This window comes from Thalassolituus sp. UBA2009, from assembly GCF_002335285.1.
Taxonomy (GTDB): domain Bacteria; phylum Pseudomonadota; class Gammaproteobacteria; order Pseudomonadales; family Oceanobacteraceae; genus Venatoribacter; species Venatoribacter alkanivorans.
In genome coordinates, this window is sequence record NZ_DDCJ01000143.1 from 32,824 (window position 1) to 58,297 (window position 25,474).

The 25,474-nt window shown below is 55.4% G+C and carries 22 protein-coding genes; 11 read left to right on the top strand and 11 right to left on the bottom strand.

The genetic code is table 11. From position 1 onward, the window contains the following. Positions 1 to 204 precede the first annotated feature (204 nt). A complete protein-coding gene (locus B3P58_RS17315) occupies positions 205 to 1,017 on the bottom strand; it encodes a pseudouridine synthase (protein ID WP_230330503.1) in 813 nt (270 codons plus the stop codon). A gap of 201 nt (positions 1,018 to 1,218) precedes the next feature. On the opposite strand from B3P58_RS17315, the gene B3P58_RS17320 reads away from it, so the two are divergent. Together B3P58_RS17320 and B3P58_RS17325 are read left to right on the top strand one after the other, a co-directional pair. Further along, entirely contained in the window at positions 1,219 to 2,352 is a 1,134-nt protein-coding gene (locus B3P58_RS17320) for an SMP-30/gluconolactonase/LRE family protein (protein WP_145465896.1), read from the top strand. Positions 2,353 to 2,368: 16 nt separating this feature from the next. After that, complete coding sequence (locus tag B3P58_RS17325) at positions 2,369 to 2,680, top strand: DUF2007 domain-containing protein (RefSeq protein ID WP_145465894.1); 312 nt, start codon at positions 2,369 to 2,371, stop codon at positions 2,678 to 2,680. An 18-nt stretch (positions 2,681 to 2,698) separates the two neighbouring features. Here B3P58_RS17325 and B3P58_RS17330 read toward each other — a convergent pair whose 3' ends face one another. Further along, entirely contained in the window at positions 2,699 to 3,553 is an 855-nt protein-coding gene (locus tag B3P58_RS17330) for an alpha/beta hydrolase (RefSeq protein WP_230330504.1), read from the bottom strand. Between the two features lie 61 nt (positions 3,554 to 3,614). Then, a complete protein-coding gene (locus B3P58_RS17335; protein WP_230330505.1) occupies positions 3,615 to 4,142 on the bottom strand; it encodes a DinB family protein in 528 nt (175 codons plus the stop codon). Between the two features lie 220 nt (positions 4,143 to 4,362). Here B3P58_RS17335 and B3P58_RS17340 point away from each other — a divergent pair, with 220 nt between their 5' ends. Together B3P58_RS17340 and B3P58_RS17345 are read left to right on the top strand one after the other, a co-directional pair. After that, on the top strand, positions 4,363 to 7,182 hold the full coding sequence (locus tag B3P58_RS17340; RefSeq protein WP_230330506.1) for a hypothetical protein: 2,820 nt from the start codon (positions 4,363 to 4,365) through the stop codon (positions 7,180 to 7,182). 119 nt (positions 7,183 to 7,301) lie between these two features. After that, entirely contained in the window at positions 7,302 to 8,891 is a 1,590-nt protein-coding gene (locus B3P58_RS17345; protein ID WP_145465886.1) for a cation:proton antiporter family protein, read from the top strand. 19 nt (positions 8,892 to 8,910) lie between these two features. Here B3P58_RS17345 and B3P58_RS17350 read toward each other — a convergent pair whose 3' ends face one another. Then, entirely contained in the window at positions 8,911 to 9,447 is a 537-nt protein-coding gene (locus B3P58_RS17350) for a TIGR00730 family Rossman fold protein (RefSeq protein ID WP_225693451.1), read from the bottom strand. A 167-nt stretch (positions 9,448 to 9,614) separates the two neighbouring features. Here B3P58_RS17350 and B3P58_RS17355 point away from each other — a divergent pair, with 167 nt between their 5' ends. Further along, entirely contained in the window at positions 9,615 to 9,860 is a 246-nt protein-coding gene (locus B3P58_RS17355) for a hypothetical protein (protein WP_145465882.1), read from the top strand. A gap of 88 nt (positions 9,861 to 9,948) precedes the next feature. On the opposite strand, the gene B3P58_RS17360 is transcribed toward B3P58_RS17355, so the two are convergent. From B3P58_RS17360 to B3P58_RS17370, 3 genes are all read right to left on the bottom strand, one after another. Next, positions 9,949 to 10,368, bottom strand: coding sequence for a hypothetical protein (locus B3P58_RS17360; RefSeq protein WP_145465880.1), 420 nt, complete (start codon positions 10,366 to 10,368; stop codon positions 9,949 to 9,951). A 155-nt stretch (positions 10,369 to 10,523) separates the two neighbouring features. Further along, entirely contained in the window at positions 10,524 to 11,903 is a 1,380-nt protein-coding gene (locus tag B3P58_RS17365; RefSeq protein WP_145465878.1) for a PhoH family protein, read from the bottom strand. Between the two features lie 515 nt (positions 11,904 to 12,418). Next, complete coding sequence (locus B3P58_RS17370) at positions 12,419 to 13,324, bottom strand: hypothetical protein (protein ID WP_230330507.1); 906 nt, start codon at positions 13,322 to 13,324, stop codon at positions 12,419 to 12,421. Between the two features lie 194 nt (positions 13,325 to 13,518). Between B3P58_RS17370 and B3P58_RS17375 the strand changes: the two genes are divergently transcribed. The 5 genes from B3P58_RS17375 (at position 13,519) to B3P58_RS17395 (ending at position 21,328) form a co-directional block, all read left to right on the top strand. After that, on the top strand, positions 13,519 to 14,529 hold the full coding sequence (locus B3P58_RS17375; RefSeq protein ID WP_230330508.1) for a hypothetical protein: 1,011 nt from the start codon (positions 13,519 to 13,521) through the stop codon (positions 14,527 to 14,529). A gap of 2 nt (positions 14,530 to 14,531) precedes the next feature. After that, on the top strand, positions 14,532 to 15,524 hold the full coding sequence (locus B3P58_RS17380) for a putative solute-binding protein (RefSeq protein ID WP_145465873.1): 993 nt from the start codon (positions 14,532 to 14,534) through the stop codon (positions 15,522 to 15,524). A gap of 93 nt (positions 15,525 to 15,617) precedes the next feature. Continuing rightward, positions 15,618 to 17,744, top strand: a complete 2,127-nt coding sequence (locus B3P58_RS17385) for a TRAP transporter large permease subunit (RefSeq protein ID WP_145465871.1) — start codon at positions 15,618 to 15,620, stop codon at positions 17,742 to 17,744. A gap of 275 nt (positions 17,745 to 18,019) precedes the next feature. Next, positions 18,020 to 19,567 carry a hypothetical protein gene (locus B3P58_RS17390; RefSeq protein WP_145465869.1) on the top strand — a complete coding sequence of 516 codons (1,548 nt, stop codon included), beginning with the start codon at positions 18,020 to 18,022 and terminating at the stop codon, positions 19,565 to 19,567. 93 nt (positions 19,568 to 19,660) lie between these two features. Beyond that, complete coding sequence (locus B3P58_RS17395) at positions 19,661 to 21,328, top strand: hypothetical protein (protein WP_230330509.1); 1,668 nt, start codon at positions 19,661 to 19,663, stop codon at positions 21,326 to 21,328. A 73-nt stretch (positions 21,329 to 21,401) separates the two neighbouring features. Here the strand turns inward: B3P58_RS17395 and B3P58_RS17400 are convergent, their stop codons facing one another. Continuing rightward, the gene (locus tag B3P58_RS17400; RefSeq protein WP_145465865.1) at positions 21,402 to 22,109 is read right to left on the bottom strand and encodes a hypothetical protein; all 708 of its coding nucleotides are present in this window, start codon (positions 22,107 to 22,109) and stop codon (positions 21,402 to 21,404) included. A 481-nt stretch (positions 22,110 to 22,590) separates the two neighbouring features. Here B3P58_RS17400 and trxB point away from each other — a divergent pair, with 481 nt between their 5' ends. Beyond that, complete coding sequence (trxB, locus tag B3P58_RS17405) at positions 22,591 to 23,544, top strand: thioredoxin-disulfide reductase (RefSeq protein WP_145465863.1); 954 nt, start codon at positions 22,591 to 22,593, stop codon at positions 23,542 to 23,544. Between the two features lie 47 nt (positions 23,545 to 23,591). Here the strand turns inward: trxB and B3P58_RS17410 are convergent, their stop codons facing one another. From B3P58_RS17410 to B3P58_RS17420, 3 genes are read right to left on the bottom strand one after another with little or no spacing between them, the layout of a single operon-like run. After that, positions 23,592 to 24,527, bottom strand: coding sequence for a M48 family metallopeptidase (locus tag B3P58_RS17410; RefSeq protein WP_286719333.1), 936 nt, complete (start codon positions 24,525 to 24,527; stop codon positions 23,592 to 23,594). Between the two features lies 1 nt (position 24,528). Beyond that, complete coding sequence (locus B3P58_RS17415; RefSeq protein ID WP_286719335.1) at positions 24,529 to 25,011, bottom strand: YbjQ family protein; 483 nt, start codon at positions 25,009 to 25,011, stop codon at positions 24,529 to 24,531. Further along, positions 25,011 to 25,331, bottom strand: coding sequence for a YbjQ family protein (locus B3P58_RS17420; protein WP_145465857.1), 321 nt, complete (start codon positions 25,329 to 25,331; stop codon positions 25,011 to 25,013). Before B3P58_RS17420 ends, B3P58_RS17415 begins: the two co-directional genes overlap by 1 nt. Positions 25,332 to 25,474: the final 143 nt, after the last annotated feature.

The window sequence follows — 25,474 nt, forward strand, 5'->3', positions numbered from 1 at the left end:
GGAGGGAGTATATAAGCCATTGAATTATATAAGATTTGGCTGTTGTTGTTATTTCAGCCAATCTGACCTGAAGCCGCATGAATACTGGATTTGTGGCACTTATCAGAAACTTACCCAGAGAATTACCCACAGTTTTTGTTGATAACCCAAAGAAAACCAGAAACGGCGCGACCCGGCGCCGTTGTGGATGGTTTTTCCGGCCCTTCAGACGCTCTCTTCGTCGTCCTCATCCGTGACATTCAGGAAACAATCCAGCGATGGATGCGGCGTATCCTGCTCATTGAAACGCAATGCTTCTGGCAGGGCGTCGTACCAGTCCAAGTGCTGAACCAGACGCCGCCAGATGCCATCCAATGGGGCATTGAATACCAGCGTTTCACCGCTGACAGGGTGGCTCATGGTCAGCTGTGAGGCGTGCAGCAGCAAGCGTGGCGCCTGCAACTGATCGCGGAAATAGCGGCTGTGGCGGCCTTTGCCATAACGGGCGTCACCGATGATCGGATGGCTGAGGTGTTTCAGGTGACGGCGCAGCTGGTGCTTACGTCCGGTGTGTGGAATGCACTCGACCAGCGAATAACGCGACTGCGGGTATTTATCGATAAAGACCGGAATTTCGGCATGGGCCAGCGAGCGGAAATCAGTGATGGCTTCCTGCTCGGGTTTGATTCTTTCATGTTTGGCGTATTTATCGACCGGTGGTGCCATGGGTTTATCGAGATGGATAAACTCGGGCATCCAGCCACGGACGATGGCGAGATAACGTTTATCTACGGCGCGCTGGCGCCACTGGTCGGTAATCAGGCTGGCCATTTCCTGGCTCAGGGCAAAAGCCAGAACACCGGATGTGGGTTTATCCAGACGATGTACCGGGTATACCCGTTGCCCCAGTTGATTACGCAGCAGCTGCAGGGCGAAACGGGTTTCATGGCGGTCAATTTCGCTGCGGTGTACCAGCAGGCCGCTGGGTTTGTTGATAACGACCAGTTCGTTATCGAGGTAAAGAATATCGAGATCCACTGCATGCCCGGTGTGATCACCGGCCCCCGGATAAAACGCGGCACTTTACCCTATGTGCTGCAGTGCGGGTAGCACAGCTGGATTACCGGGAGTGGTCTTGCGCGGTTATATGGCGCAGGTTTTCCATTGGGCGGCAAACTTTGCTACTTTGTGCTCCGCGAATGACTGTCCGTCCAGATTAAAAATAACAAAGGAGTCGTCATGATCAGTCGCTGGATTATTGCTGTATTGCTGTTGTTGGTCCTGCTGTTTGGCACGCTGCGCCAGGTGTATGTAGAAAGTGCTTCATTCCCGGATCGCAGTGGCGCACCGCGTCTGCCATCGACCGAGCTGGAGCTGGTCGCCAGCCTGCCTGAACCTCCCGGAAATCTGGCGGTGGCCGCTGATCAGCGGATCTTCTTCACCTTTCACCCGGAAGCCTCACCAAAAACCAACGTCGCTTTATGGGCGGATGGCGAAGTCAGTGCTTTCCCGTCGTTACAATGGCAACCCGGCGGCAGCGAAGAAGGTGCGCTGAATGAAGTGCTGTCGCTGCGCCTGCATAACAATGAATTGTGGTTGCTGGATAATGGCCGTCATGCGCTGAACAGCGTACGTCTGCTGGCCTTTGATATTAACAGCCGCGAGTTGCTGCACAGCTATCGCTTTCCACGCGATGTGTTTCCGCTGGGCGCCCACGCCAATGATTTCCGCATCAGCGCCGATGGCCGCTATTTCTTTATCACTGATGCCAGCCTGCTGGCACGCACCCCTGCTCTGGTGGTGTACGACCGGATCAGCAACAGCAGCCGCCGCCTGCTGCAGAGCGATGTCAGCGTTCGCGCCGGAGAGTTTGAACCCGTGGTGCAGGGCCAGGCGATGACCCTGTACGGACTTTTTACGGTTAATCCGGGGGTGGATGGTATCGCACTGGATGACGCCAATGAGTGGCTGTACTTTGCTGCCGTTGCGGCTGACCAGCTGTACCGTATCCGGGTGGCGGATCTTGTTGATACAGAACTGCCCCATGCAACGCTGAGCTCCCGCGTGGAAAGCCTGGGTGCGAAAACCATGACCGATGGTATGGCAATGGATGCCGCCGGTAATGTCTATCTGTCTGATCTGGAACATTCAGCGATTGTGCGCCGCACGCCGGATGGTGAATTACAGACGCTGTTGCGCAGTGTGGATCTGCGCTGGCCGGATGGCTTCAGCCGTCAGGGCGACTATCTTTATGTTACCTGTTCCGCTTTGCATCAGGTGATCGGCCACAGTCGTGAAGAGATTCTCGCTGCCGGACCTTATCCGATTTACCGTTTTTCGCTGAGCAGGGCAGAATCCTATCTGAATCCCTGACGTATGAGGCCGATGAATGAAGTGTGTTTACCAGGCTGCGGATACACTGGAAGCCCATCTGGTGCTCGGGCTGCTTGAGCAGCATCGTATTCAGGGATTTATCGAAGGGGCTCACCTGACGGGTGGTCTGGGTGAGCTGCCGGTGCAGAATTATGTACGGGTTCTGGTGAACGACGTTGATTACGAGGCGGGGCGGCGGTTGATGCTGGAGTACGATCAGGCCAATGCCATCACTGATCCGTTGCCGCAGCCGGTGTTCCGTCACTGGGGCTGGTTTGTATTGGCGTTGCTGGCCATTATTGCCGCTGAAAGTCTGCGTTTTCTCTGATGTTCCTGCTGCTTACTGTTACTGACCGTTGAGCAGGTTCTGAAAGACCGCCTGACTGCCGGCATCATTATCACGATGAAAGTCCGTTAATAGCATGGCCAGATGTTCAGCATCTTCCAGATGCGGAAAGTGACCGGTTTTTACCCGCAGCGCGCCGTAGCTTTTGCTGTGTCTGCTCAGTGGATCATATTCTCCGTCGATGTACTGCTGCGTATTGCTGCTGGCCATACTGGTTTCGCTGCTGAGTGGCAGTTCATAACGATAGTGCAGCAGCTGCGGCAAAACCTGCAGCCCCTGATGGGCACATAATAATTGCCACAGGTCCTGCCGGGTCTGACTGCTTATCGGAGTGAAAGGACCACTCAGGGTTTCCAGATAACGACCATACAGACCTTCACTGATGCAGTGACTGAGCAGTGGGCCCAGCGGTCCGGCGAGCCAGAGTTCACGCCAGAGAAAGTAGCGCGCTTCGCCGCCGCGGCGAGCGGCAATCCAGCTGCAGCGGCCAAATTCGATATCGCCGGGGGACTTAAGCAGCTGGCGGCCAAGGCTGGCGCCGTAGTCATGGCCGATAATCTGGCACTGGCGGATATTAAGGTGCCCGAGTAAATCACTCACCAGCTGAGCCTGATCCTGTAAGCGGTAACTGTATTCGGAGGGTTTATCGGAGTCACCACAGCCGGGCAGATCGGGGCAGATCAGGCGGAACTGTCCGGCCAGCATCGGCCACAGACGGTGCCAGTCCCAGCTGCTGCCTGGCAGACCATGCAATAACAATAGTGCCGGACCTTGCCCTTCATCGTGAAAGCCGACACGCAGTCCCTGCCAATGAAAATCACGTTGCTGACTGCGCCAGATATTAGGGTTAAGCACGGCTGCTCCTTAGCAACTTTTTATTATTGTTATTATTTTCACCGGTCCGCTCCGCCGGTACTCAGTCATTAAGATCCGCAGTCAGCAGCAGGTCGGTAATACCGAAGTCGACTCCCAGGCGGCTCAGTTCAGCCGTGATCTGACCGCGGTGGTGAGTCTGATGATTGAATATATGCTGCAGCACCAGATCCAGTGGTTTGGCCATCTCTTCGCCGCGGCTGTTGGTGTACTGCAATACATCGCGGGCGTCATCGGCACGCAGCAGATCGCACCAGCGGATATAGGTATCGTCGAGGCGTTCGCGCAGTGGACGCAGGCTGTTCAGATCGGGGGCGAAGATCACGTTTAATGCGCCCGGAGTGGGCAGATCATGCAGCTCTTCAAGGATGGGAAAAATAAGAGATAAACGTTTGAGCCAGAGAATGTCGGTTACCAGCAGGTGATTCCAGGTACCAAGCAGTGAGTCAAAATAAAGACCGCAGGATTTTTCCAGTTGCTCACGGCTTAAGGGCATACAGGCCTCAAGCAGTTGCTGATTCATTGTCCGGTTATAGCGGGCGTAGCGACGATAAATGTCTGACCATGACATGATATTTCTCCCGGCTGTGAACAGGTTTTTTATCGCAATCGGTGACCGGTTTTTCCCTGCTGTCAGGCGCATTGGTAAGTGCCTGCAGATCTCTACTCTATGTCAGCCTAATCCGTGCGGCAAGCAGCGTGGGACGGTTGTTGTTGTGCTTGTTGTTGCAGTTGTTGTTGTCATACGAATCCGCTATTTTCGGGCAACCATTTTTCAGGGAAGCCGGGCCATGAACGGAGCTGTTATCTGTCGTGCAATACTGTTGTTGTTATTCACTCTGCTGAGTCGTCAGGGACTGGCTATTCCGGCCGCCTGGGATCGCACGGATACCAACTGGCAGACCCGCACGTCAGCGCATTTCGAGCTGCATTATCCGGCCCGCTACGATCAGATGGCGCAACACGCGCTGACCATTGCCGAGCGCGTACACGATGAACTGGTGCCGTTTTTCACACAGGAACCGGACGAGCGCACGCAGATGGTGCTGGTGGATGATTACGACTATTCCAACGGTTGGGCCACGCCGTTTCCTTTTGTGCAGATTCGCCTGTTTGCCAGTCCGGCTGAGGATGTTGCCGGGCTCGAACATATGGATGAATGGCTGCACGGTCTGATCCGTCACGAGTATGTGCATATTCTGCATATGAATATGAGCCGTGGCGTGACCCGCAGCGGCCGTAAAGTGTTTGGCCGTCTGTTCTGGCTGTTCCCACATGTGTTTACCCCGTCGATGTTTACCGAAGGGCTGGCGGTCTATCTGGAAACCAACCGCAAGCTGGGATATGGCCGTCTCGACGGCAGTGTCTATGCCATGCAGATGCGCATGGAGCTGGACAGTCATCAGGGCGACGACCTGAATCAGGTGGTGGTGCCACTGCGCGACTGGCCACGCGGCAAACATTATTTATACGGCGCCTATTTCTGGCAGTACCTGGCGGAAACATACGGCGAAGAGACGATGAGCCGTTATCTCAACCAGTTCAGCGGTCAGCTGATTCCTTATGTGATGCAGAACTACGTCGCCAAAAAGGTGTTTGGCAAATCCTTTCCGTCGCTGTGGAATGACTACCGGCAGTGGCTGCTGGCCAGCTTCACTCCAGCCACAGAAACGCTGCGGGCGCGGGAAATCTCCGGCGATGCTTTGCCGGTACTGAGCAATACGCAGCAGGTGACCGCCGCAGCACAGGGTTCGCTGCTGCAGGTGATTGATAACGGTGAAGACCGGGTGGAGATCAGCCGCTGGCAGCCGGACGGCCCGGCCGGTAATGGCTGGTCTGTACAGCCGCTGACAGCAACAAAAGGCGTAACCGATGCCGATATCGCCGCCGATGGCACATTGGCTGTCTCACGCCTGATCAGCCATGCCAGTGGCCGTGACCTGAATGATGTCTTTCTTTGGTCGGAGGACAGCGGCTGGAAGCGGATCAGCAAAGATCTGCGCCTGCGTAAAATCCGCTGGCTGGCAGACGGACAGCAGCTGATCGGCAGCCGCAAGGTGCATGGCCTGAGTGAATTATGGCGATTGCAGCGTGATGGTGATGCCCGCATGTTATGGCAGGGCGGGGATCAGACGGTGCTGGGCAGCTTCGATGTGGCGCCGGACGGACAATCACTGGTGGCGTCGGTCAAGCGGCCACAGCAGGGCTGGAATCTGGAGCGTCTCGACCTGGGCACATTGCGCTGGCAGGCGTTAACGGACACCCGGGCGACTGAGCATCAGCCGGAGTTTCTGCCCGATGGCCGTATTCTCTACAGCGCCGACTACGACGGCGTGTTTAACCTCTATGTGCTGCAGCCGGCAACCGGCATGGTAGATCAATGGACACAGGTGGTCGGCGGTGCGTTTCAGCCGCGCTGGCTGAATGGACAGGTGGCGTATCAGGATTACACCAGTGAAGGTTATCAGCTGAAAATCCTGACACCGCGGGCGCTGGCCAGTTTCAGTATTGCCAGCCGTCAGGGGCGCTATGATTATCCGCCGGCGGTCAGCGGCGTGGTGCCTTCTGAGCGCAGTGACTATTCACCCTGGCCGACGCTGGCGCCTAAGTACTGGCTGCCGTTATTCAGCTTTGACGATTACTCTTCCGCTTTGGGTCTGGCCACCAGTGGCAATGATGCGGTGGGCCGTCATACCTACAGCATTGCCGCCTTATGGGATTTCAAACAGGACTGGGCGGATGTATCTGCCAGCTACTTGTATGACAACCGTTGGTCGCTGCTTTGGAACCGTACTCACAGCTACACCGACCTGAATACCGGGCTGGACGATGATTATTATGCCAAGCGCGAAGATTTGCTGATCGTCCGCCGTGACCATGTATTGGATGCCTTTGAAGATCAGTTGCAGCTGCATCTGGGGCTGGTTGCCGATCATGAAAAAATCGAACGGGCGCCCGCGGGAATTGATCGTGGTGAAGGCTATGAAGAAACCCTCGCCGGTGTTGCGCTGAGTTTCGATAACCGCGAACTGTACCGCAATGTACCGGGCATCGGCTGGGGAACCTATGCCGATCTGGTGTACGAAACCAATGATGTGCTGAACAGCGATTACGACGGTTATCAGTGGCAGGCGAGTGTGAAGCACACCTTCGACCTGCCCGGGCGTAATACGCTGAGTCTGGGTCTGGCCGGTGGTGTGGCAGAACGCACGGCGGAGCCTTTTACCCTGGGCGGTAATAATGGCGAGGAAGCCCTGCTGTTTGGCCGCGATCAGTTTGCCTTGCCGGGCTATGAGGACAATGTGCAGATTGGCCACAAGTATTACAACGGCGTGCTGCGTGTTAACCGCTTCCTGACCCGGGTTGAACGCAACTGGGGCATGATTCCGCTGGGATTGGGTGACATCTCCCTCGGCGCCTGGGCGCAGACAGCCAGTGCCTGGTTCCGCGGTCAGCAGCGGCCAGAGCTGAGTGCCGTTGGCGCTGAGCTTGGCATTGATGTGGTGCTGGGCTACAACCTGGTGTTACCCGTCTCTCTCGGGGTAGCCCGCGGTCTGGATGAGGATCTGGGGGAGACCAAAGGTTATCTGCGTACCGCCGTCTTCTTCTGACACAGTGCTGCCTCCGGAAACAGTTGGCACTGTGCACACAGGGCCTGACACCGGTCAGGCTGCTGGTTTTCCGCCCGCGCTATACTGGGCGCGAGACTTAATCAGTAACAGGATTTTGCATGGATTATTTGTGGGTATTAGTGGCGTTCCTTTGTGGCTTCGTCGTCAAGCAACTGGGAATGCCGCCCCTGGTCGGCTACCTGCTGGCCGGTTTTGGTTTGCATGCGATGGGCGTGCAACCGGTTGGCAGCCTGCAGGCGCTGGCCGATCTGGGGATTACCCTGATGTTGTTTACCATCGGCCTGAAGCTGAATATCCGTGCGCTGATGCAAAAGGAAGTGTGGCTGACCAGTGTGCTGCATACCGGTGTCTGGGTGGTGTTACTGGCGGGTGTCTTGTTGCTGGCAGCCTGGCTGGGACTGAGCCATTACTTTGATATTCCGCTGACAGCGGCGCTGCTGGTGGCCTTTGCCCTGAGCTTTTCGTCCACGGTCTGTGTGGTGAAAATGCTGGAGGAAGCCTCCGAGCTGAAAACCCGTCATGGCAAGATCGCGGTCGGTATTCTGGTGATTCAGGATATTCTGGCGGTGGTGTTTCTGGTGGCTTCAACCGGTAAAACGCCATCGGTCTGGGCTTTCGGCCTGTTCGGTCTGTTTCTGATCAAACCGCTGTTACATCGTCTGGTCAGTCAGGCCGGACACGGCGAGTTACTGCCGTTGCTGGGGTTTTTCCTGGCGTTGGGCGGCTCTGAACTGTTTACCCTGGTGAATATGAAGGGCGACCTGGGCGCCTTGCTGGTCGGCATGTTACTGGCGTCCCATGCCAAATCAGCCGAGCTGTATAAAGTGCTGATGAACTTCAAAGACCTGTTCCTGATCGGCTTCTTTTTGTCCATTGGCTTTACCGCCTTGCCGAGCCTTGATATGGCGATGACGGCGTTACTTCTGACCGCTCTGCTGGCGGTGAAATTTGTGCTGTTTTTTGCCTTGCTGGCGCGCTTCAGTGTGTCTGGCCGTTCGTCTTATCTGAGCGCACTGGCGCTGACCAACTACAGCGAATTCGGACTGATTGTGGCCAGTCTCAGCGTCAACCGTGGCTGGCTGAGTGAAGACTGGCTGGTAATTATCGCGCTGGTAATGTCGCTGTCGTTTATTCTCAGCAGCTTTATTTACCGTCGTGCGCACCATATTTATGCGTTGCGTAAAGACAGCATTAACCGTTTCGAACGGCCGGGAACCCATCAGGGATTTGAGCAACCGAAAGAAGCCAAAGTACTGATTCTTGGTATGGGCCGTGTCGGTAAAGGTGCCTATTGTGCACTGGAGCGTGAATACGGCAGCCGGGTCTGGGGTGTGGAGTCGGATGCTGAGCGTGTCGCTGCGCTGAAAACCGAAGGTTTCAATGTGGTGGTCGGCGACTCCGATGATATGGAATTCTGGCAGAAAGTCAGTACTCAGGGCGTGCGTCTGGTGATGCTGGCACTGCCTTCCCAGACCGAAATGCGCAGCACGCTGGAAATGCTGAAGCTTGCCGGTTATCAGGGCAAAGTCGCTGCGGTTGCGCGTTATGAAGATGAGCGTGCCGAGCTGTTACAACTCGGCGTGGATGTGGCTTTTAACTACTACTCCGAGGTCGGCGCGGGCTTTGCGGCAGAGAGCCGTCACCTGCTGAATGAAGGCGAGCCACTGGACGTCGCGCAGCAGGTTTAAGCCCGGATCGTTTTCAGAGTCAGTGGCCGGCCTGCAGGCTGGCCAGCAGTTGCTCCGGAGTGCTGGCGCGCAGCAGTTGCCGTTCGCCGTGGGCAAAGCCTTCCTGCTGAACATGGCTGAGCAGATCAAACAGTGGCTGCCAGTAGTTATCCACCTCATAGCAGGCGCAGGGTTTGCTGTGTGCACCCATGCCGGCCCAGCACCAGATTTCAATCAGCTCATCCAGTGTGCCGATACCGCCGGGTAAGGCAACAAAAGCATCGGCCAGATCAGCCATCAGCGCCTTACGTTCATGCATACCGGCGACGTGATGCAGGGTAGTGAGGCCGCGGTGGGCCACTTCCCGCTTGTGCAGTGAGTCGGGAATCACACCGATGACTTCGCCACCTTCGGCCAGTGCGGTATCGGCAATAATGCCCATCAGACCACTGTTACTGCCACCATAGACAATACCGATACCCTGTTTTGCCAGATAGCGCGCTAGGTGCCCGGCAGCCTTAGCGTATTTGGGGTCGTTACCGCTGCGCGCACCGCAGTAAATGGCAATTCGTTGCATAACCTCTCCTCATCATTGTCCTGCAAAGTGTAACAGCGCTGTTTTATAGCTTCCTGCTCTTTTGCCCGGGTTGATTAGGTTGTATGTGTCTATGTGCTGGCTTTCACGCGGCTTTTTCCTGTCTCTGGGTTAGGCTCAGAAAACAGCCTGAAGAGGAGGGCCGCGCCATGGCTAAGATGTCATTCCGTTTTACCACTGAAGTCGAAGTTGAGCTGCGTGGTGACAGTTACGAAGAAATTTATCTGATGCTGAAAGATATGATGCACGGAGCGCGTCCGATCAGTACTCAGGGCAATGTGAAAATCTTTCCGCCGGAGCAGAGTGCGATGTACTTCAGCATGGAGGGGGAGCAGGAGTTGCATGAGATCCCGATGTTTAAAGGGGATTTCCGGCGCGATATTTTGGAACACTGACTGCAGGGCACGGGCATAAAAAAGCCCCGCAGCTTGGCAGAAACGTCTGGCGTTTCAGGTGGCGGGGCGATTTTCCGGATGGCTGTTATCAGAACAGCTGCAGTACCAGTGCAGCCTGCTCGCAGTGATCTTTTTCTTTCAGATCGTTTTTCTGCTTTGACTGGCCGGATTTGATCCAGGTATAGCTGCTGGGTGAACCTTTACAGATGGTCAGGCCGAGCACGTTATTCTTGGATTTTACAAACAGATTCATGTTTACCAGACCACGGGTGCGCGAGCGCAGGTGGATTTTTTTCGGCGAAATCGTAAACGAGCGCAAACCATCTTTGGCGGTCACATTCATGCTTTCGCCGGCGGGCGCATTAACGAAGGCCGCATCGTCGCGGATTTCAATACTGGTCCAGTTGGAATCGGTTTCAAATTCCAGTTCGTAGATTGTTTCTTCTGCCGGCGCAGCAACAACGCTGGCGGACAGGGCAGTAAGGGCGGCGAATACAAGTGCTTTCATAATATGAACCTTCCGTGGATCTCTCCGGGATGGTGAATTTAGGGGCGATAAAAAAGGCTTTGAATCATGCTGGCATGTTCAAAGCCCTGTTAGTTATATAGTTCAGACTTCTTATATCGTCAAAGATCTGATACTCGGTAACTCCTTAATAACCGTTATAAATGGGTCTCTGCATATTCCGCCAGAATGGACCTTGGTGAGCCTTCCAGGTGAATGGTGCCGCCGCTGCTGAATTCTTTAAAACGCTCAATCAGATAGGTCAGACCTGAGCTGATCGGATTCAGATAAGGCGTATCGATTTGCGCCAGATTCCCCAGACAAACCACTTTTGAACCGGCGCCGGCACGGGTGATGATGGTCTTCATCTGATGCGGGGTCAGGTTCTGGCATTCATCAATCAGAATCAGGCTGTGCTGAAAACTGCGTCCGCGGATGTAGTTCAGCGATTTAAACTGCAGCGGTACTTTTTGCAGAATGTAGTCGACGCTGCTGGTGGCGTGCTCATCGTCATTGTGGAGTGCCTCAAGGTTATCGGTGATGGCGCCCAGCCAGGGCTCCATTTTCTCCGCTTCGGTGCCGGGCAGGTAGCCGATATCTTCATCCAGTCCGCGGGTTGAGCGGGTGGCAATAATGCGGCGGAACTGTTTGGTGGCGACGGTCATTTCGATGGCTGCAGCGAGTGCCAGAATGGTCTTACCGGAACCGGCCTGGCCGGTCAGGGTGACCAGATGTACCTCCGGGTCCATCAGCAGATGCAGGGCCAGTGCCTGCGGAATATCGCGCGGTGTCAGCCCCCAGGCACTTTGCGATAACAGCTGCTCGGCCGGCAGATCCTGCAGCAGGGCGGTTCCTTCCTCAATCAGCACCACGCGGCCGATAAAGCCCTTCTCGTCGACGATAAAGCGGTTCACATAGAGTTCGTCGGGCAGGTTTTCCAGTGGTACGCGGTGGTAGGTGCCGGTTTCATCGTGGAAGGTTTCAACCTGTGACTGGGTTTCCCAGAACGAATCGGCAAAGGCGTGATAGCCGGTTTCCAGCAGGGATACGTCGGTCAGCAGCTGGTCGTTCTGGTAGTCCTGTGCACCGACGCCACAGCCGCGGGCTTTCAGGCGCATGTTGATGTCTTTGGTAATCAGAACAACTTCCCGGCGCGGGTATTTTTCCTGCAGCCCTACGAGGCTGTTAATGATCTTGTTGTCGTTCAGGTCGGGTGGCAGTGAGCGGTTAGGCGCTTCAAAGTTATCCAGCAGAATAGACAGATGGCCCTGTACCGAGCCATCCGGGCGGGCAATGGGCACGCCTTTGGCGATTTCGGTAGGGGTGGCATCACCGATGATATGGTCGATCTTGCGGATTGCCTCACGGCAGTCGGTGGCAATGGACGCTTTGCCCATTTTCAGTTTATCCAGCTCCTCCAGAACGGTCATAGGGATCACCACCTGATGCTCTTCAAAATTCAGGATCGCGGCCGGATCATGAATCAGAACATTGGTGTCCAGAACGTACAGCTTGGTTGCGGATTTACTTGCGGCCATATAAGCACTCTCCTGGTTGCAGGTTGGGCTGATCAGATACAGAAATGGCGGAATGCCACGGTGCGCACAGCGCGCGCAATGGGTCGGGCTTGCGGTCGTCAATGGCTTGGCTGGTGGGTTGAGGTCTGGTTGGGTGTGGCCGAGCGGATTGCAGTACGATGGTTTTTGCGACGAAAGGGTTAACGGGTTGAGTGACAAGGGGGTGAACAACGATGGAAGGGGAGTGGACGTTGCAACTGAGGTTCAGCGTCGGTGGTTGCATACTCTGTGTGCACAGGTTTGTGTGGCCTGCCCGCACTCTGTATCTGCCATATCCTGGCAGGTTGATACTGCTCTCGGGTAGCAACTTACCCTCCCTCCGTGGGTGATCGGTACGCTTTGCCGCCGCTATGCATGTGTCGCTTATGCGACAGCAAAAACACGCCTTCAGTTACTATGGCGTCACGCAGACTCCTTGCCAAGTGTTTGTTTTATGACAACGCTTTGTCGGCAATGGTCAGCGGATCTGGCCTGAGTCAGCTTTTCAGCCGCGTCAGAAACTGCGCCAGATCCGGCAATAACTGCAGATAAACGCCGAGCCGGCTGGCCAGCAGCACACCGTCTTTACTGGTCAGTTTTTCCTGTGCCTGCTGCACCGTCTGCTGCAGCACCCGTCGGGCGCGCAGGCGGTTCATGCCCCATTCAACCCCCGGTGCCAGTAATGGCGATAACAGCAGGGCGGAGAGAACACCACTGCCGATTCCGACCCAGCTGACCCAGGCCGGTACACCGAACCAGCCGGCCCAGAACGCTCCCCACCAACTCTGCTGGCCCAGATACACGCTGCCGGCGACGGTGCCGCCCAGGCTTGCGGCGCTGCTGAGCATGGCTTTATCGCCCAGTAGGCGGCCGGTGAGCATGATGGTCAGTGCCAGCATGCCTTCGCGCAGCCCTTCGCTGGGCAGATGCAGGCGTACCAGCTGATGTTCAACATAGCGCTCGAATTCCTGCCGTTGTGCCGGCGTCAGTGCCTGCTGGTCTTCAAGGTCATGACGGTAATGCTCGATGATACGCTCACAGTATTGCTGCAGGCTGGCTTCAAGAGCGGGCAGATCAAGCAGCTCCTGCTCCAGAATACGGCGCATTTCCTGTTGCTTGCCACTGGGGCTGGCAATGCCTCCCGGACGGCGGTGCAGCAGACCGAGCAGCGTGCGTGGCAGGGCGAGAAGATCGCCGGGAATATCGCGGCGGTGGCGCCAGTGGCGGGCAAAAACCGCTCTGGCCGGAGCAAAGTGGCGGCGATAGACCGTATCCACACGCTGACTGGCCAGCGCGAAATGCTGGTCGAGCAGTTGCTGCAGCGCCCGGCTGTGTTCTGAAGCCGGTAACGTGTCGTTTTGTGCACGCTTTTGACGGTGCGGAGATGCTGGCTGTTGGCGCATTTTAACCTTTCTAAGACCCTTGATTGACTCTATTGTCGCGGGCCCGATGACTACTGGGCCAAGCTTTTTGGCGGCTTAAGCGTTAGACTGGGGCCGGGCTTAACCACAGTGCCAGACACTCAGGTAAGACCCATCAGGATGACCGTTATCCTGAACAGAATAAAAAAAATTACTCATCAGAAAATGGGGGCGTCATGTCTTTCCTCGCGCGTATTTCGCTGGCAGTGCTGGCGATCAGCAGCATGTCCGGCTGCAGCATGATCTACAAAACAACCGGCTGGTTTGCATACGATTACACCGAAGAGTATGCGATTCCCTATACCATGAAAAGCAGCGACCCGGAGATGGCCTGCGGCATGACCACGGCTATGGCACCGACGCTGATATCGTTCTCTGAAGTCACTTTTGCTCCGGACCGCGCGGCGGTGACTATGTACATGATGTCCGGCTCCTGTGCAGAAGAAAAAGCCCATGAAGAAGCACTGACCTACGTACGGGCCTTTAAGAGCCAGAACATTGCCGAAGCCAAAGATGCCCGTATCCGCGAAAAACGCGCCTTTGCTGTGGCAGCCAGCCGCCAGTACATGGCGTATCAGCACATGGTGGCCGAGTTTGGCGAGCCGGGCGATAAGTGTCCTGATCTGAGTGAAGATGAAGAAATTTACTGGGTACTGGGCTCTATTGCCGGTATGCAGTCGGTAATGAGTGACCTGCGTTCACAGAGCAGCGTTAACGTACCGAAAGACATCGCCATGAAAGCCGTTCGTGGTCTGCAGTGTGTGGATAACGTGCGCTGGTGGGGCCTGCCACAGGCGTTGCAGGCCGGTATCTGGGTAATGATGCCGGACACCGCTCCGAAGGGCACCGACCCATGGCAGGAAATGGCTAACGCCAGCCGTATTGCCACCGCCTCCGGTGTGCGTATGGCCCATGCCATCGAAGTGGTGATTGCCGACGGTTCAGGCAACACCGAGCAGCTGCGTGATGCTATCCGCCGCCATGCAGCTTCGCTGAAGACCACTTCCAGCAATCCGGATTACCGCATGATGGATATTATGGCCAGCCGTCAGATTATGGCTGTATCCGACCGTCTGTGGACGGAAGCAACCGGCGCCCGCACACCGACCGGTGGTCTGGGTACTTTCTGGGATGATGTTCAGCCAAAAGCGAACACCCTGGATATCGACGATCTGCTGGAGGACTGAATATGTTACGGGCATTACTGCTGATGGCTCTGGGTACCAGTCAACTGGCCTTCGGAGCACTGGAAAAACGTACATTCTGTGTGTATGACCCACTGGGCGCCAATGGTTCAATCTATGGCATGACCAAAGACTACAGCACCATTGCACTGGAATGGGGTGTGGATTTCCACCTGCGCGCCTATACCGATGAAAAAATCGCGGTCGATGACTTTAAAGCCGAGCAATGTGACGCGGTGCTGATGACCGGCGCGCGTGCGCGTCCGTTCAACAAGTTTACCGCTACGGTTGAAGCCATTGGTGGTGTGCCGAGTGATGACGTGATGCGCAATCTGGTGAATACCATTGCCTCACCGAAAGCGGCGAAGTTTATGACTGAAGGCCGCTATGAAGTAGCGGGTATTCTGCCGGCGGGGCCTATTTATCTGTTCCTGCGCGACCGCACCGTTGATTCGGTCGAAGAGCTGTCGGGTAAGCGCATTGCCACCATTGAATACGATGAACCATCGATGAAGCTGGTCAATCATGTTGGTGCTTCGGTGGTGCCGTCCAACTCGGCTAACTTCTCCGGTAAGTTCAATAACGGCAGTGTGGATGCGGCTTACGCGCCGGCGGTGGCTTACAAGCCGCTGGAAATGTACAAGGGCCTGGGTAATAAGGGCGGTATTCTGCGCTTTAATCTGGCCTATCTGGACTTCCAGCTGATTCTGCATAAAGACCGTTTCCCGGCAGAATTCGGCCAGAAATCACGGTTGAAAATCGCCAGCGTATTCGATCGCATGCGCGAATATATCGATAAGGACACTGCCGAAATTGATCAGAAATACTGGGTCGATCTGACACAGGATGATCATGATAAATACAACCAGATGCTGCGCAATGTACGCATCTCTCTGCGTGATGAAGGCGTTTACGACGGCAATATGCTGCGCCTGATGCGTAAACTGCGCTGTGCCGAAACACCGGCCGCCGCAGAGTGTGTCGAAAAACTCGAATAACAATAAACAGCCGGCAACACCGCGGTTCCGTCCGGAGCTGTGGTTGCGGATACCCTGCGCGCCGGCAGCAGTAATTTTCAGAGGTATTCTTCCATGGAGCAGACAGTACGTGTAGGCAACCGCACGGCGTACGAATGGCTCGCCGCTCTACCCGCATTTCTGGTGCTGGTATTTGTTGTCATCCTCAACAGCAGTCACGCATTGCATGCTCAGTTGCTGCAATTGGGTGAGGGTGTCTGGGATGGTTATTTCCAGCTGCGTACCGACCCGGTACAGCCTTCCTGTAACCCGACCATGGATATTGATGCGCAGTTAGCGCGTCTGGTGGCAGAAGCCAATGCTCAGCAGGATGATGAGTGGGATTTATTTGAAGAAGAGCCGGCCGATCCTGCGGTTATGCGTCAGTCGTTACTGGCCGCGCAGGAACAGTGCCAGCAAAAACATGCCCTTTATGAAAGCACCGTTGACCGGGTAACACCGGCCGTCCGTGTATTCCGTGCTATTGAGTTAAGCGTGGCCGAATTCGGCGAATTCGGCTTAAGTGCCCAGCGTATTATGCTGGCGGTACTGGTGCTTATCTGCGGCCTGACCGCGTTATTCCGCCGCCATCATATTGCGCTGCGTCCGATGGAAACGGTGATGGATTACCGCGTTGCTTCCGGTGCTCAGCTGCTGGCCAGTGCGATTCTGTTTTATTCGGTCTACAGCTTCCGTGAAGTCGCGTTCTCTGCCGGTGTGGAAGTCACCACCCAGCACAGTATTCTGCATCATCTGTGGATTATCGGTTTTGCCTTTATTCTGCTGCTGAGTCTCTATCAGTTCCTGTTTATTCCTAAAGATGCCAAGCCCGGCGGCAGCTTCCTGAAAGCACAGCTGGCTGTACCACTGTATGCCACCATGTGCATTATTTCCGGGGTGTACTTTATTTCCGCGGGGCACAGTGCCGGTATTGGTATCTACCTGAATCAGATGATGGAACTGTCACAGCTGTTCCTGAATGTGGGGCTGTATGTGTGGATCGGTATGCTGCTGAAGCGTACTGAACTTGCTCAGGTGGTGTTTAATCTGTTCCGTCCGTTCAAACTGCCACCGGAAATGCTGGCGGTTGCGGTGGTTGCGGTGGCGGCTATTCCGACCGCTTATACCGGCGCCTCGGGTATTTTTGTAATCGCCGTTGGCGGTCTGATTTATAACGAGATGCGCCGCGCCGGCGCGCGTCGTCAGCTGTCACTGGCAGCCACGGCGATGTCGGGTTCGCTGGGTGTGGTGCTGCGTCCTTGTCTGCTGGTGGTGATCATCGCCGCACTGAATAACGAAGTAACCACCGATCAGCTGTTTGGCTGGGGCGTTAAAGTCTTCTTCCTGACCACGCTGCTGTTTGCCCTGATGGCGCTGGCAACACGCCAGGGTCCGATGCGTCTGGAAACACCGGACAATGTTTTCCCTGAGTTTTTACGGGCACTGAAGCCGCTGATTCCTTATGTATTTATCATCGGTATTACGCTGGCGATTTATGCGGTGGCTCTGAATGCGTATCTGGATGAGTTTTCTGCGCCTTTTATTCTGCCGGTGCTGCTGCTGGTGATTCTGGTTTATGAACGTCTGGGGCAGGAAAAAGCCGCACTGAAACGTGAAAACCTGAATATTGATTACGTTGAAAACCGTCTGGAGCAATCCTGGAGTGATCTGCGCCGCGGTAACGATTCCATCGAAAAAACCATCCGTGAAGCCACCACGGAAACCACCGGTCACATTGGTGCGTTACTGATGCTGATGGGGTTGTCGGTGAGCATCGGTGGTGTGGTCGAGCGTGCCGAACTGATGAGCATGGTGCCCACAACCTTCGATTCGATCTGGCTGGCAATGGCCTTGCTGGTCGCGATTCTGGTGGTGATTGGTATGGTCATGGACCCATACGGTGCGGTGATTCTGGTCAGCGCAACCATTGCCACTATCGCTTATGACAGCGGCATTGATCCGGTGCATTTCTGGATGGTAACGCTGGTGGCCTTTGAGCTGGGGTATCTCAGTCCGCCGGTGGCGCTTAACCATCTGCTTACCCGGCAGGTGGTTGGCGAAGAAGAGGTTCGCCTGGCGAAAGAAGAAAGCGCCGGTATGAGCTTTTGGTATCGTCATGAGCGTATTCTTCTGCCGCTGACCACCATGGCTATTGCGCTGGCGATCGTTGCCTTTGTACCGCTGGCTATTGGTTACGACTGAGGGTGAGTTGTAAATAATCAAGAACAGAAAAACGGGAGCAGCAGCTCCCGTTTTTTTATCCTCCTGTGTCTGCGCTGGTCAGGTAATCCGGCTGCAAACAGCCATGAAAAATTCATCTGTCAGTCGCGCTTTTGTCATCTGATTCTGCGCTTCAGGTGGCTCTTCAGGCCAGTTGGCAATTGAGTACCACATCGGCGCGAATCGTTCACTTTTCACGCTGTACTATGGTTCCAGTATTGTCTAATCTCAGGCGCTCTCACCTGAGGACTATAACAATGAAATGGATCCGCTGTTTGCTGGCTCCGCTGTTCCTGACGGCTATGACTGTTCAGGCGGCGACCGAAACGATGACACTGGCGGCTGATGCCGATGCCGGTGTGCAATTCCCCATGAATATTCAGACTGTGACCGGACAGAGCAGTGACGGAAACCAGTTTCTGTCGGTAACTGCCGATGTGTTTGGCGCGGTTGAAGCGGCTATCAACACCACCGTTGCCGATGTACAGGCAAGCTTCTTTGAATGGAGCTACAACCGTGGTGTCGGTACCATTCCCAATACCTGTCCGGCCGGCTATGACGCCAATGCCGGCCTGTGTGCTGAGCAATGCCCGGCGGGCTTTGATTCTGTTGCCGGCGTGTGCTGGGAACAGTGCCCGGAAGGCTGGTCGGATGGTGGTGCCCTGTGTACCCAGTGGAAATGGTGGCCGGAAACCCGTGCCAAACAATCCTGGATTCAGCCACGCATCGCTATGCAGTGTGCGCCGGGTTCCGTGAATGAGGCTGGTCTGTGCTACGAGCCTTGTGCCGATACCTTTACCGGGGTTGGCCCGCTGTGCTTTGGCCGTTTTGCCAATAACGACAGTGCCGAGCGTATCCGCCAGCAGGCCGCTGAACAGCAGGCTGATGTTCTGGCCAATCTGGGCGAAAGCGGCATTGTGGTGCCGGAAGGTCAGCAGCCACAGCTGAAGACCGATATGTCTTTTGCGCCGATTGTCTGCGGCCTGGAAGCAGTTGAAGGTGCCTTCGGTCTGCCAGTACCTGATCCGGTAAACATTGGCGGTCTGGCAGTGGATGCGACCGGTGATGCGATCCTCAACGCGATTTCGGATTCGGTGAGCAGCGGCGCCTGGTTCGTACCGAGTCTGGCACAGACCGTTGTACTGGATTTCTCGGCTCAGGCCGGTTGTGAAGACGATGGCGTAGTGGCCAAAGCGTCACTGAATTTCAAGCCCAGCGTAACGGTAAAAGCCAGCACCCGCATGTTCGACAGTGTGCTGCACAATATGGCCGGTGTGGATCTGGGTATTATGAGCGTCTCTGTTTATGAGCTGATCCCGTTCCGTGTGTACGGCACTGTGGGCAGCACCATGAGCACCGATGCGACCCTGACCTCTGTGGTTGACCGTAGCATGCCTCCGCTGATTATCGATGGTAAACAGCATGCCAACAGCACCGCGCTGGCGGTGACTCCGGGTATGGATCTGTGGCTGTCGGCGGAAGCTTATCTGCGCGTGACCAGTATCCTGAGTTTTATTCCGGATCTGCTGCAGCTGGGCGCAGAATTCAAAGTCTGGGTTCTGGAACTGGCAATGCCTTATCAGCTGGAAGAAGGTATGCGTAACGGTGCTGAAGGCTACGAAATGTACAAGCAGGAATCCCTGCACAGCCTGCTGTCTTCCGGCCGTGGCTATGTGGATACTTTCCTGCGTGTCTTCGGTATCGAAACCAATGCGTTCGGTGATAATGCCGATGTGCAGTGGGACGGTTACCACGAAGACAAAACGCTGTTCGATAAAGAGGCCAGCCGTCCGCTCAGTTTCTGAGTAACGCTGCCTGAACGGTAAACCCGAGGCCCTTCCTGTGAAGGGCCTTTTGCTTTTACAGACAGACTGCTCAAAAACGGAGCCCTGATCATCATGCGTTGGTTGCTACGAATTCTGTTGTCACTGCTGGCTTTGCTGATGCTGAGCGGAGCAGGTTTTTATCTTTATCTGCAGACCCTGCCGACCAAACCACCGGCCTTTGTCAGTGCGGCCGATCTTGATGAGAGCCAGACTGCACAACCACTGCAATGTGCGGCGGGTCAGCCACTGCAGGCTGCATACCGGGTGCGGGTTGAGGTGCTGTCGCGCCTGAATGGTCAGCAGGTGTATGCCTCTAATGTGAGTTTCCGCACTCAGCTGCAGCAGGCAAATGGTGATCTTGTCCGTGCAGTGGCCACGGATATCCGGGTTGATGAAGGCGATGGCGCGGCGACCTTGCCGGATCTGCCCTATCTCAGCCGCGTACAAAGTGCCCGGGGGGCGGTGTTTGTGGCGTTTAATGATCTGGGACTGATGGAGCAGCACCCGCTGGTGGTGATCAGCCAGCTGCTGAAAGGACTGTCGGTAGGTAATGAAGGCGAAACCTACCGTTATGCCTATGACTCGCTGCAGCGCTTATACCGTTACCGCCAGACGGGTGCAGGCAGTGAACGGGCGGTGTTCCGCGCGGATAGCGATTTATCGCTGCTCAGCCGGGATTTTGCCGCTAACCGCAGCGACTGGCGTATTGTCAGCGATGGTGGTTGTCTGCCGCAGCAGCTGACATCCACCGAGCGTCAGGCGCTGCAGGTGGCGGGGCAGCAGGGCTATATCGAGTTCCGTATTCAGGCTGAAGCTATTCCGCCGTATGCCGATCTGAGCCGTTACACCTTTAATGCCGGTGCCAATGCTGCACAGCGCTGGCAGATGCGTCAGGTAAGTACCGCCGAGTTTGCTTCACCGGTGAATTCTGCCGCTGATATGTGGGCAGTGTTTGCCGGTTTTGCCAAAGAACGTAATACCGCCCGCCTGATCCGTGCCGCGGAATATCTGCTGGATAACCTCTCGCCTTATGAACTGGCCGACGCTCTGCAGGGTCGGGGGATGGAACTCAGTGATGAGGCCGGGCGCGATCTGATTTTTGCACTCGGCATCAGTGGTCGGCCGGAGGCGGAAGACTTTATGCTCGACGTATTGCAGACCCTGCCACAGGATGCCGGTGAAGCGGTGGATATGCAGAAAGTACGCCTGATGGTGGCCCTGTCTGCCTCAGGACAGGTTACGCCGCGGGCGTATTCCGCACTGGATTCACTGGCGCGCAATACTCAGGAAAGCGTTAACGTTCAGGCTAATGCGCTGATCAGTATGGGCAGTATGGTGCGTCAGCTCGAACGGCAGGGCAGCGATAACAGCAGTCAGGAGCAACAACTGACACGGTTGTTAAGTGAGCGTCTGGACGGCCCGCAGGCAGCCTCAGCCATTATGGCGGCCAATAACGCCGGACTGACCAATCTGGAGCCTGAAATCATTGCTCACCTGGGCTCATCGTCGAGTCGTGAGCGTTATGCCGCCGGAATGACCCTGAGTCGTAATCCGCAGCATTATCCGCTGTTGCTGGAACACCTGCAGGGGGAAACCTCCAACCTGGTGAGTCAGGCTATTCTGGCCAATATGGATGTGAGTAAACTCAGTCAGACACAGCGTGGTCAGCTGGATCAGATCGCCAGCGACAGCGCCGATGCCGATAAGGCGATGTTAATTCAGCGCTTTCTTGCTCAGTAATGCAGATAACAGGCATAAAAAAACGCCGTATATACGGCGTTTTTATTTCTCTGTGCACTAATGCAGCAGTAATTCATCGCAGCTGAATTTTGACGCTGGTACCGGCACCAAAGCTGATATCGCGGATGATAACATCGCCCATATGCTGACCTTCAGAGCCAGCGACTCTTACGTTGCGGAAGGCAATCTGCTTGATGGTGGTCGGCATCTGTACTTCCAGCGAACCGTCGGCATTGATGGTGGTACGTGGACCGGGTTCGTATTCAACACCGGACACTTCCATTTCAGCATCCAGCAGGTTGGTGCCGGGAATCAATGATGACGCCAGGCTTTCCAGCGTGGTAATGGCTGCATCATCGCTGTCGAGATCACTGTTTACGATATCCAGCAGGCGTTCATAGTTGGTCATTGCGCCCTGAGCGGTAATATCAGACATTGCGCTGTCGGACATCATCTGCATGCCACTGCGCTCGGTAATCTGTTGCTCTGCAATGGCGCTGTTATCTGTTGCGGCATTGGCGTTGGCCATAAATGGCTGAATAGGGCCAAGCAGGACGGCACTGATGGCGGCAATCAGACGATAACGGGATTGTTTCTTCAGTGCTTTGCTGAGCTGACGTTCGGTTAACCAACCGTTGTTAACCAGTACTTCACCAAGGCGCATGCCGCTTTGGGCCTGCAGTGTGAGTGCTTCGTCCAGTTGTTGGCGGGTGATCAGTCCTTTATGAATGAGCAGGGTGCCCAGACGTGAGCGCTGTTGTATTTCTTGCCGCTTTTGCATGCTAGCCGACCTTTTATGGGTTCTTGTTATTCCGTGTCCGGTTATGCTGCCCCAGTGGCGCAAAGGGAACAACAAAAGGACTTTGACGGAAACCGTTTATTTGTCATCTGGCCTCTTTAACTCATTGAAATTAAACGGAAATACAAAAGCAGGCCAATTTGTAACTGAACGTTGCCGGGGACTGGATATTTTCCCCTTACTGCGAGTATAGACAGGAATGTCAGGGCTGCTGGTCTGGAACCCGGTGATAGGCAGGATGGATGAGCAGATTGACAATATTAATTTACCCCCTGGGCTTTTTACCGCTACTCTGCGGGCAATTGTCGTGGCTGGTCCGTAAACGGCAGGCTGTTGTTGCCGGATAAACACTCTGTATCGGGCATTATCGGGCATTTAAATCGTCCATCGATTTATCCCGGCGGCATTGCTCCCTATAATGGCCGCCATTGACACCGAATTCTGACATTGGAGACGCATCAGCATGAGCGCAGCACGCCACGTTAAGTTATTGATTCTGGGTTCCGGTCCTGCCGGTTACACCGCTGCGGTTTATGCCGCGCGCGCCAACCTGAATCCGGTGATCATCACCGGCATGCAGATGGGTGGTCAGCTGACCACCACCACTGAAGTGGACAACTGGCCGGGTGACGCCATGGGCGTTCAGGGGCCAGAGCTGATGGAGCGCATGAAAGCCCATGCTGAGCGCTTTGAAACTGAAATTGTGTTCGATCAGATCAGCGAAGTTGATGTGCAGCAGCGTCCTTTCCGCCTGAAAGGCGACAGCGGTGAATACACCTGCGATGCATTGATCATTGCTACCGGCGCCAGCGCCAAGTATCTGGGTCTGGAAAGTGAAGAAGCCTTTAAAGGTAAAGGTGTTTCTGCCTGTGCGACCTGTGATGGTTTCTTCTACCGCAAAAAACGCGTCGCTGTGATTGGTGGTGGTAACACCGCCGTGGAAGAAGCGCTGTACCTGTCGAACATCGCTTCTGAGGTGGTGGTGATTCATCGTCGTGAAGGCTTCCGCTCTGAGAAAATCCTGGCCGATAAACTGATGGAAAAAGCAGCTAACGGTAACGTGACGATTCACTGGAACAGTGAACTGGACGAAGTGCTGGGGGACGACATGGGCGTAACCGGTATGCGCATCAAAAACCGTGAAACCGGTGAGACCCAGAATATTGAGCTCGAAGGTATCTTCGTGGCTATTGGCCACTCACCAAACACCGGCATTTTCGCAGGCCAGCTGGAAATGAAAGACGGCTACCTGGTCGTGCAGAGCGGTTCTAACGGCAATGCAACCCAAACCAGTGTTGAAGGTGTGTTTGCCGCCGGTGACGTGTCCGACCACATCTACCGTCAGGCCATTACCTCGGCCGGTACCGGCTGTATGGCCGCACTGGATGCCGAGCGTTACCTGGATAACCTGAAGTAATTCTGGTTTCTGACCGAATAAAAAAGCCCGGCTCTGGCCGGGCTTTTTTATGGCTGCGGAATCTGAGCTTCTTTACTGCCTGCTCCGACATTCAGCTGCAGCAGAGCGGGTAGTGGCGTCAGCTGGCTGGTAGTTGCAGGCACGGCGGCTGAACCGCTCTGACTGATCTGTTGCAGGCGTTCGCTGGTTAATGGGTGGGTTTGGAACATCAGCGCCCAGCGGCTTCCATCGTGTTCTGCGAGCATATTACGGAAGAACTCATCGGCTCCGCTACTGTGGCCATAATGGCTTTGCAGTATTTCAAGTGCGCGCTGATCGGCGCTGCGCTCCATATCCCGGCTGAAACTTAACAGCGTCAGCAGACTGGTGTGCTGGCCGATCATGCTGGCCGCCCCTTCACCACCGATGACGCTGCCGAGCAGAGTGATTGCCAGTTGTTCCAGTGCCAGAGTCATTGGGTGACGCTGCTCCACGTGGGCATATTCATGGGCCAGTACCATGGCCAGAGCATTTTCCGACGACACCTGAGTTAACAGGCCACGGGTCACGAAGATATGGCCACCGAGTGTGGCAAAGGCGTTGGGTGTGTCTTCATTCGCTAACCAGTGCAGCCGCACCTTTAATGGCGCGCTTTGTTGGCTGAGCAGGTTGTCCAGCAATTGCTGCAGTGCCTGCTGGTGTTCTGTATCAGCAGCGTGCGCGTCCAGAGTGGTGGGCTGCAGGGCGCCGGATACGGCTTCCGGGGCGGAGGAGAACCAGCGGCTTTCCCAGGAATAAGGAATTTTCGGCCCCAGCCACTGGGCACTCCAGCCCAGCAGCAGGGTCAGCACGAACATCAAAGCCAGCAGTGCGCCGGCCAGCAGCAGAAAGTCTTTGAGCGGATGTTCGTTACGGTTATTGATCTGTTCGGGCAGTTTGGGGTTGCCCTGTGGCAGGGGCGAGCCCCGCCTGGGCGCATGGTTGTGTAAGGGAGGCACGCTCATCTCAGCGTGCCACTGCCGACGCAGCTGAAGCAGAAACCGGTGTTGGAATAAGAGCCGTGCCGTATGCCAGTACCTCTACCGACCCTAACCCCTGTCCGGCATTCTGGCCGATGCGGCTGGTTTCGAACTTGAGGTTAAACACCGCCTCAGCTCCAAGGCTCTGCGCTTCTTCCTGCATGCGCAGAATGGCTTCGCGGCGGGCGCGATCCAGCAGGCTTTCATAGGCGCCCACACGGCCACCAAATAAACCACGTAAGCCTGCAGCAACGGTTTTAAAGTAATCCACCGAAATAACCACTGAGCCGGTGACCAGCGTGCTGGCATGGTTCTGATACTGAATGGGTGGCATGCGGTCTGGTAGTACCAGCAAACTGCGCAGGGCGTCTTCGCGGGCAATAATGCTGCGGTAATGACGTGATTCTGCCAGCCGGCCAAAGCCATAGCCCAGCGCCAGCAGTGTCAGAAAGACAATCAGCTGACCCATCAGCGATCCTCCAGAATCACCGCTGTACCGTAGACGAAGATTTCGGATGCTCCGGCGGCGATGGATGAGGTAGAAAAGCGCACATTGACCACCGCATTAGCGCCCAGAGCGCGGGCTTGCTCGCTCAGACGCTGCAGAGCTTCATCGCGGGATTCGGATAACAGCTCGGTGTAGCCTTTGAGTTCACCACCAAAGATGTTTTTCAGCCCTGCCATAATGTCACGGCCTGCATGCTTGGCACGCACGGTGCTACCCTGTACCAGTCCGAGATGGGTGGCGATTTTTTTACCGGGGACGACTTCCATATTACTGATCAGCATACTGGCTCCTTGTGTTTGATCGCCTTATTAAGCCCTGTGGGGCAGAAAAAGGGAATATGGCGGTTTTTATAGCCGGGAAGCAAAACAACCAACATGAACTAGACTTGTTGGGAATAAACCTCACTCTGGCCAGAGAGCAGATA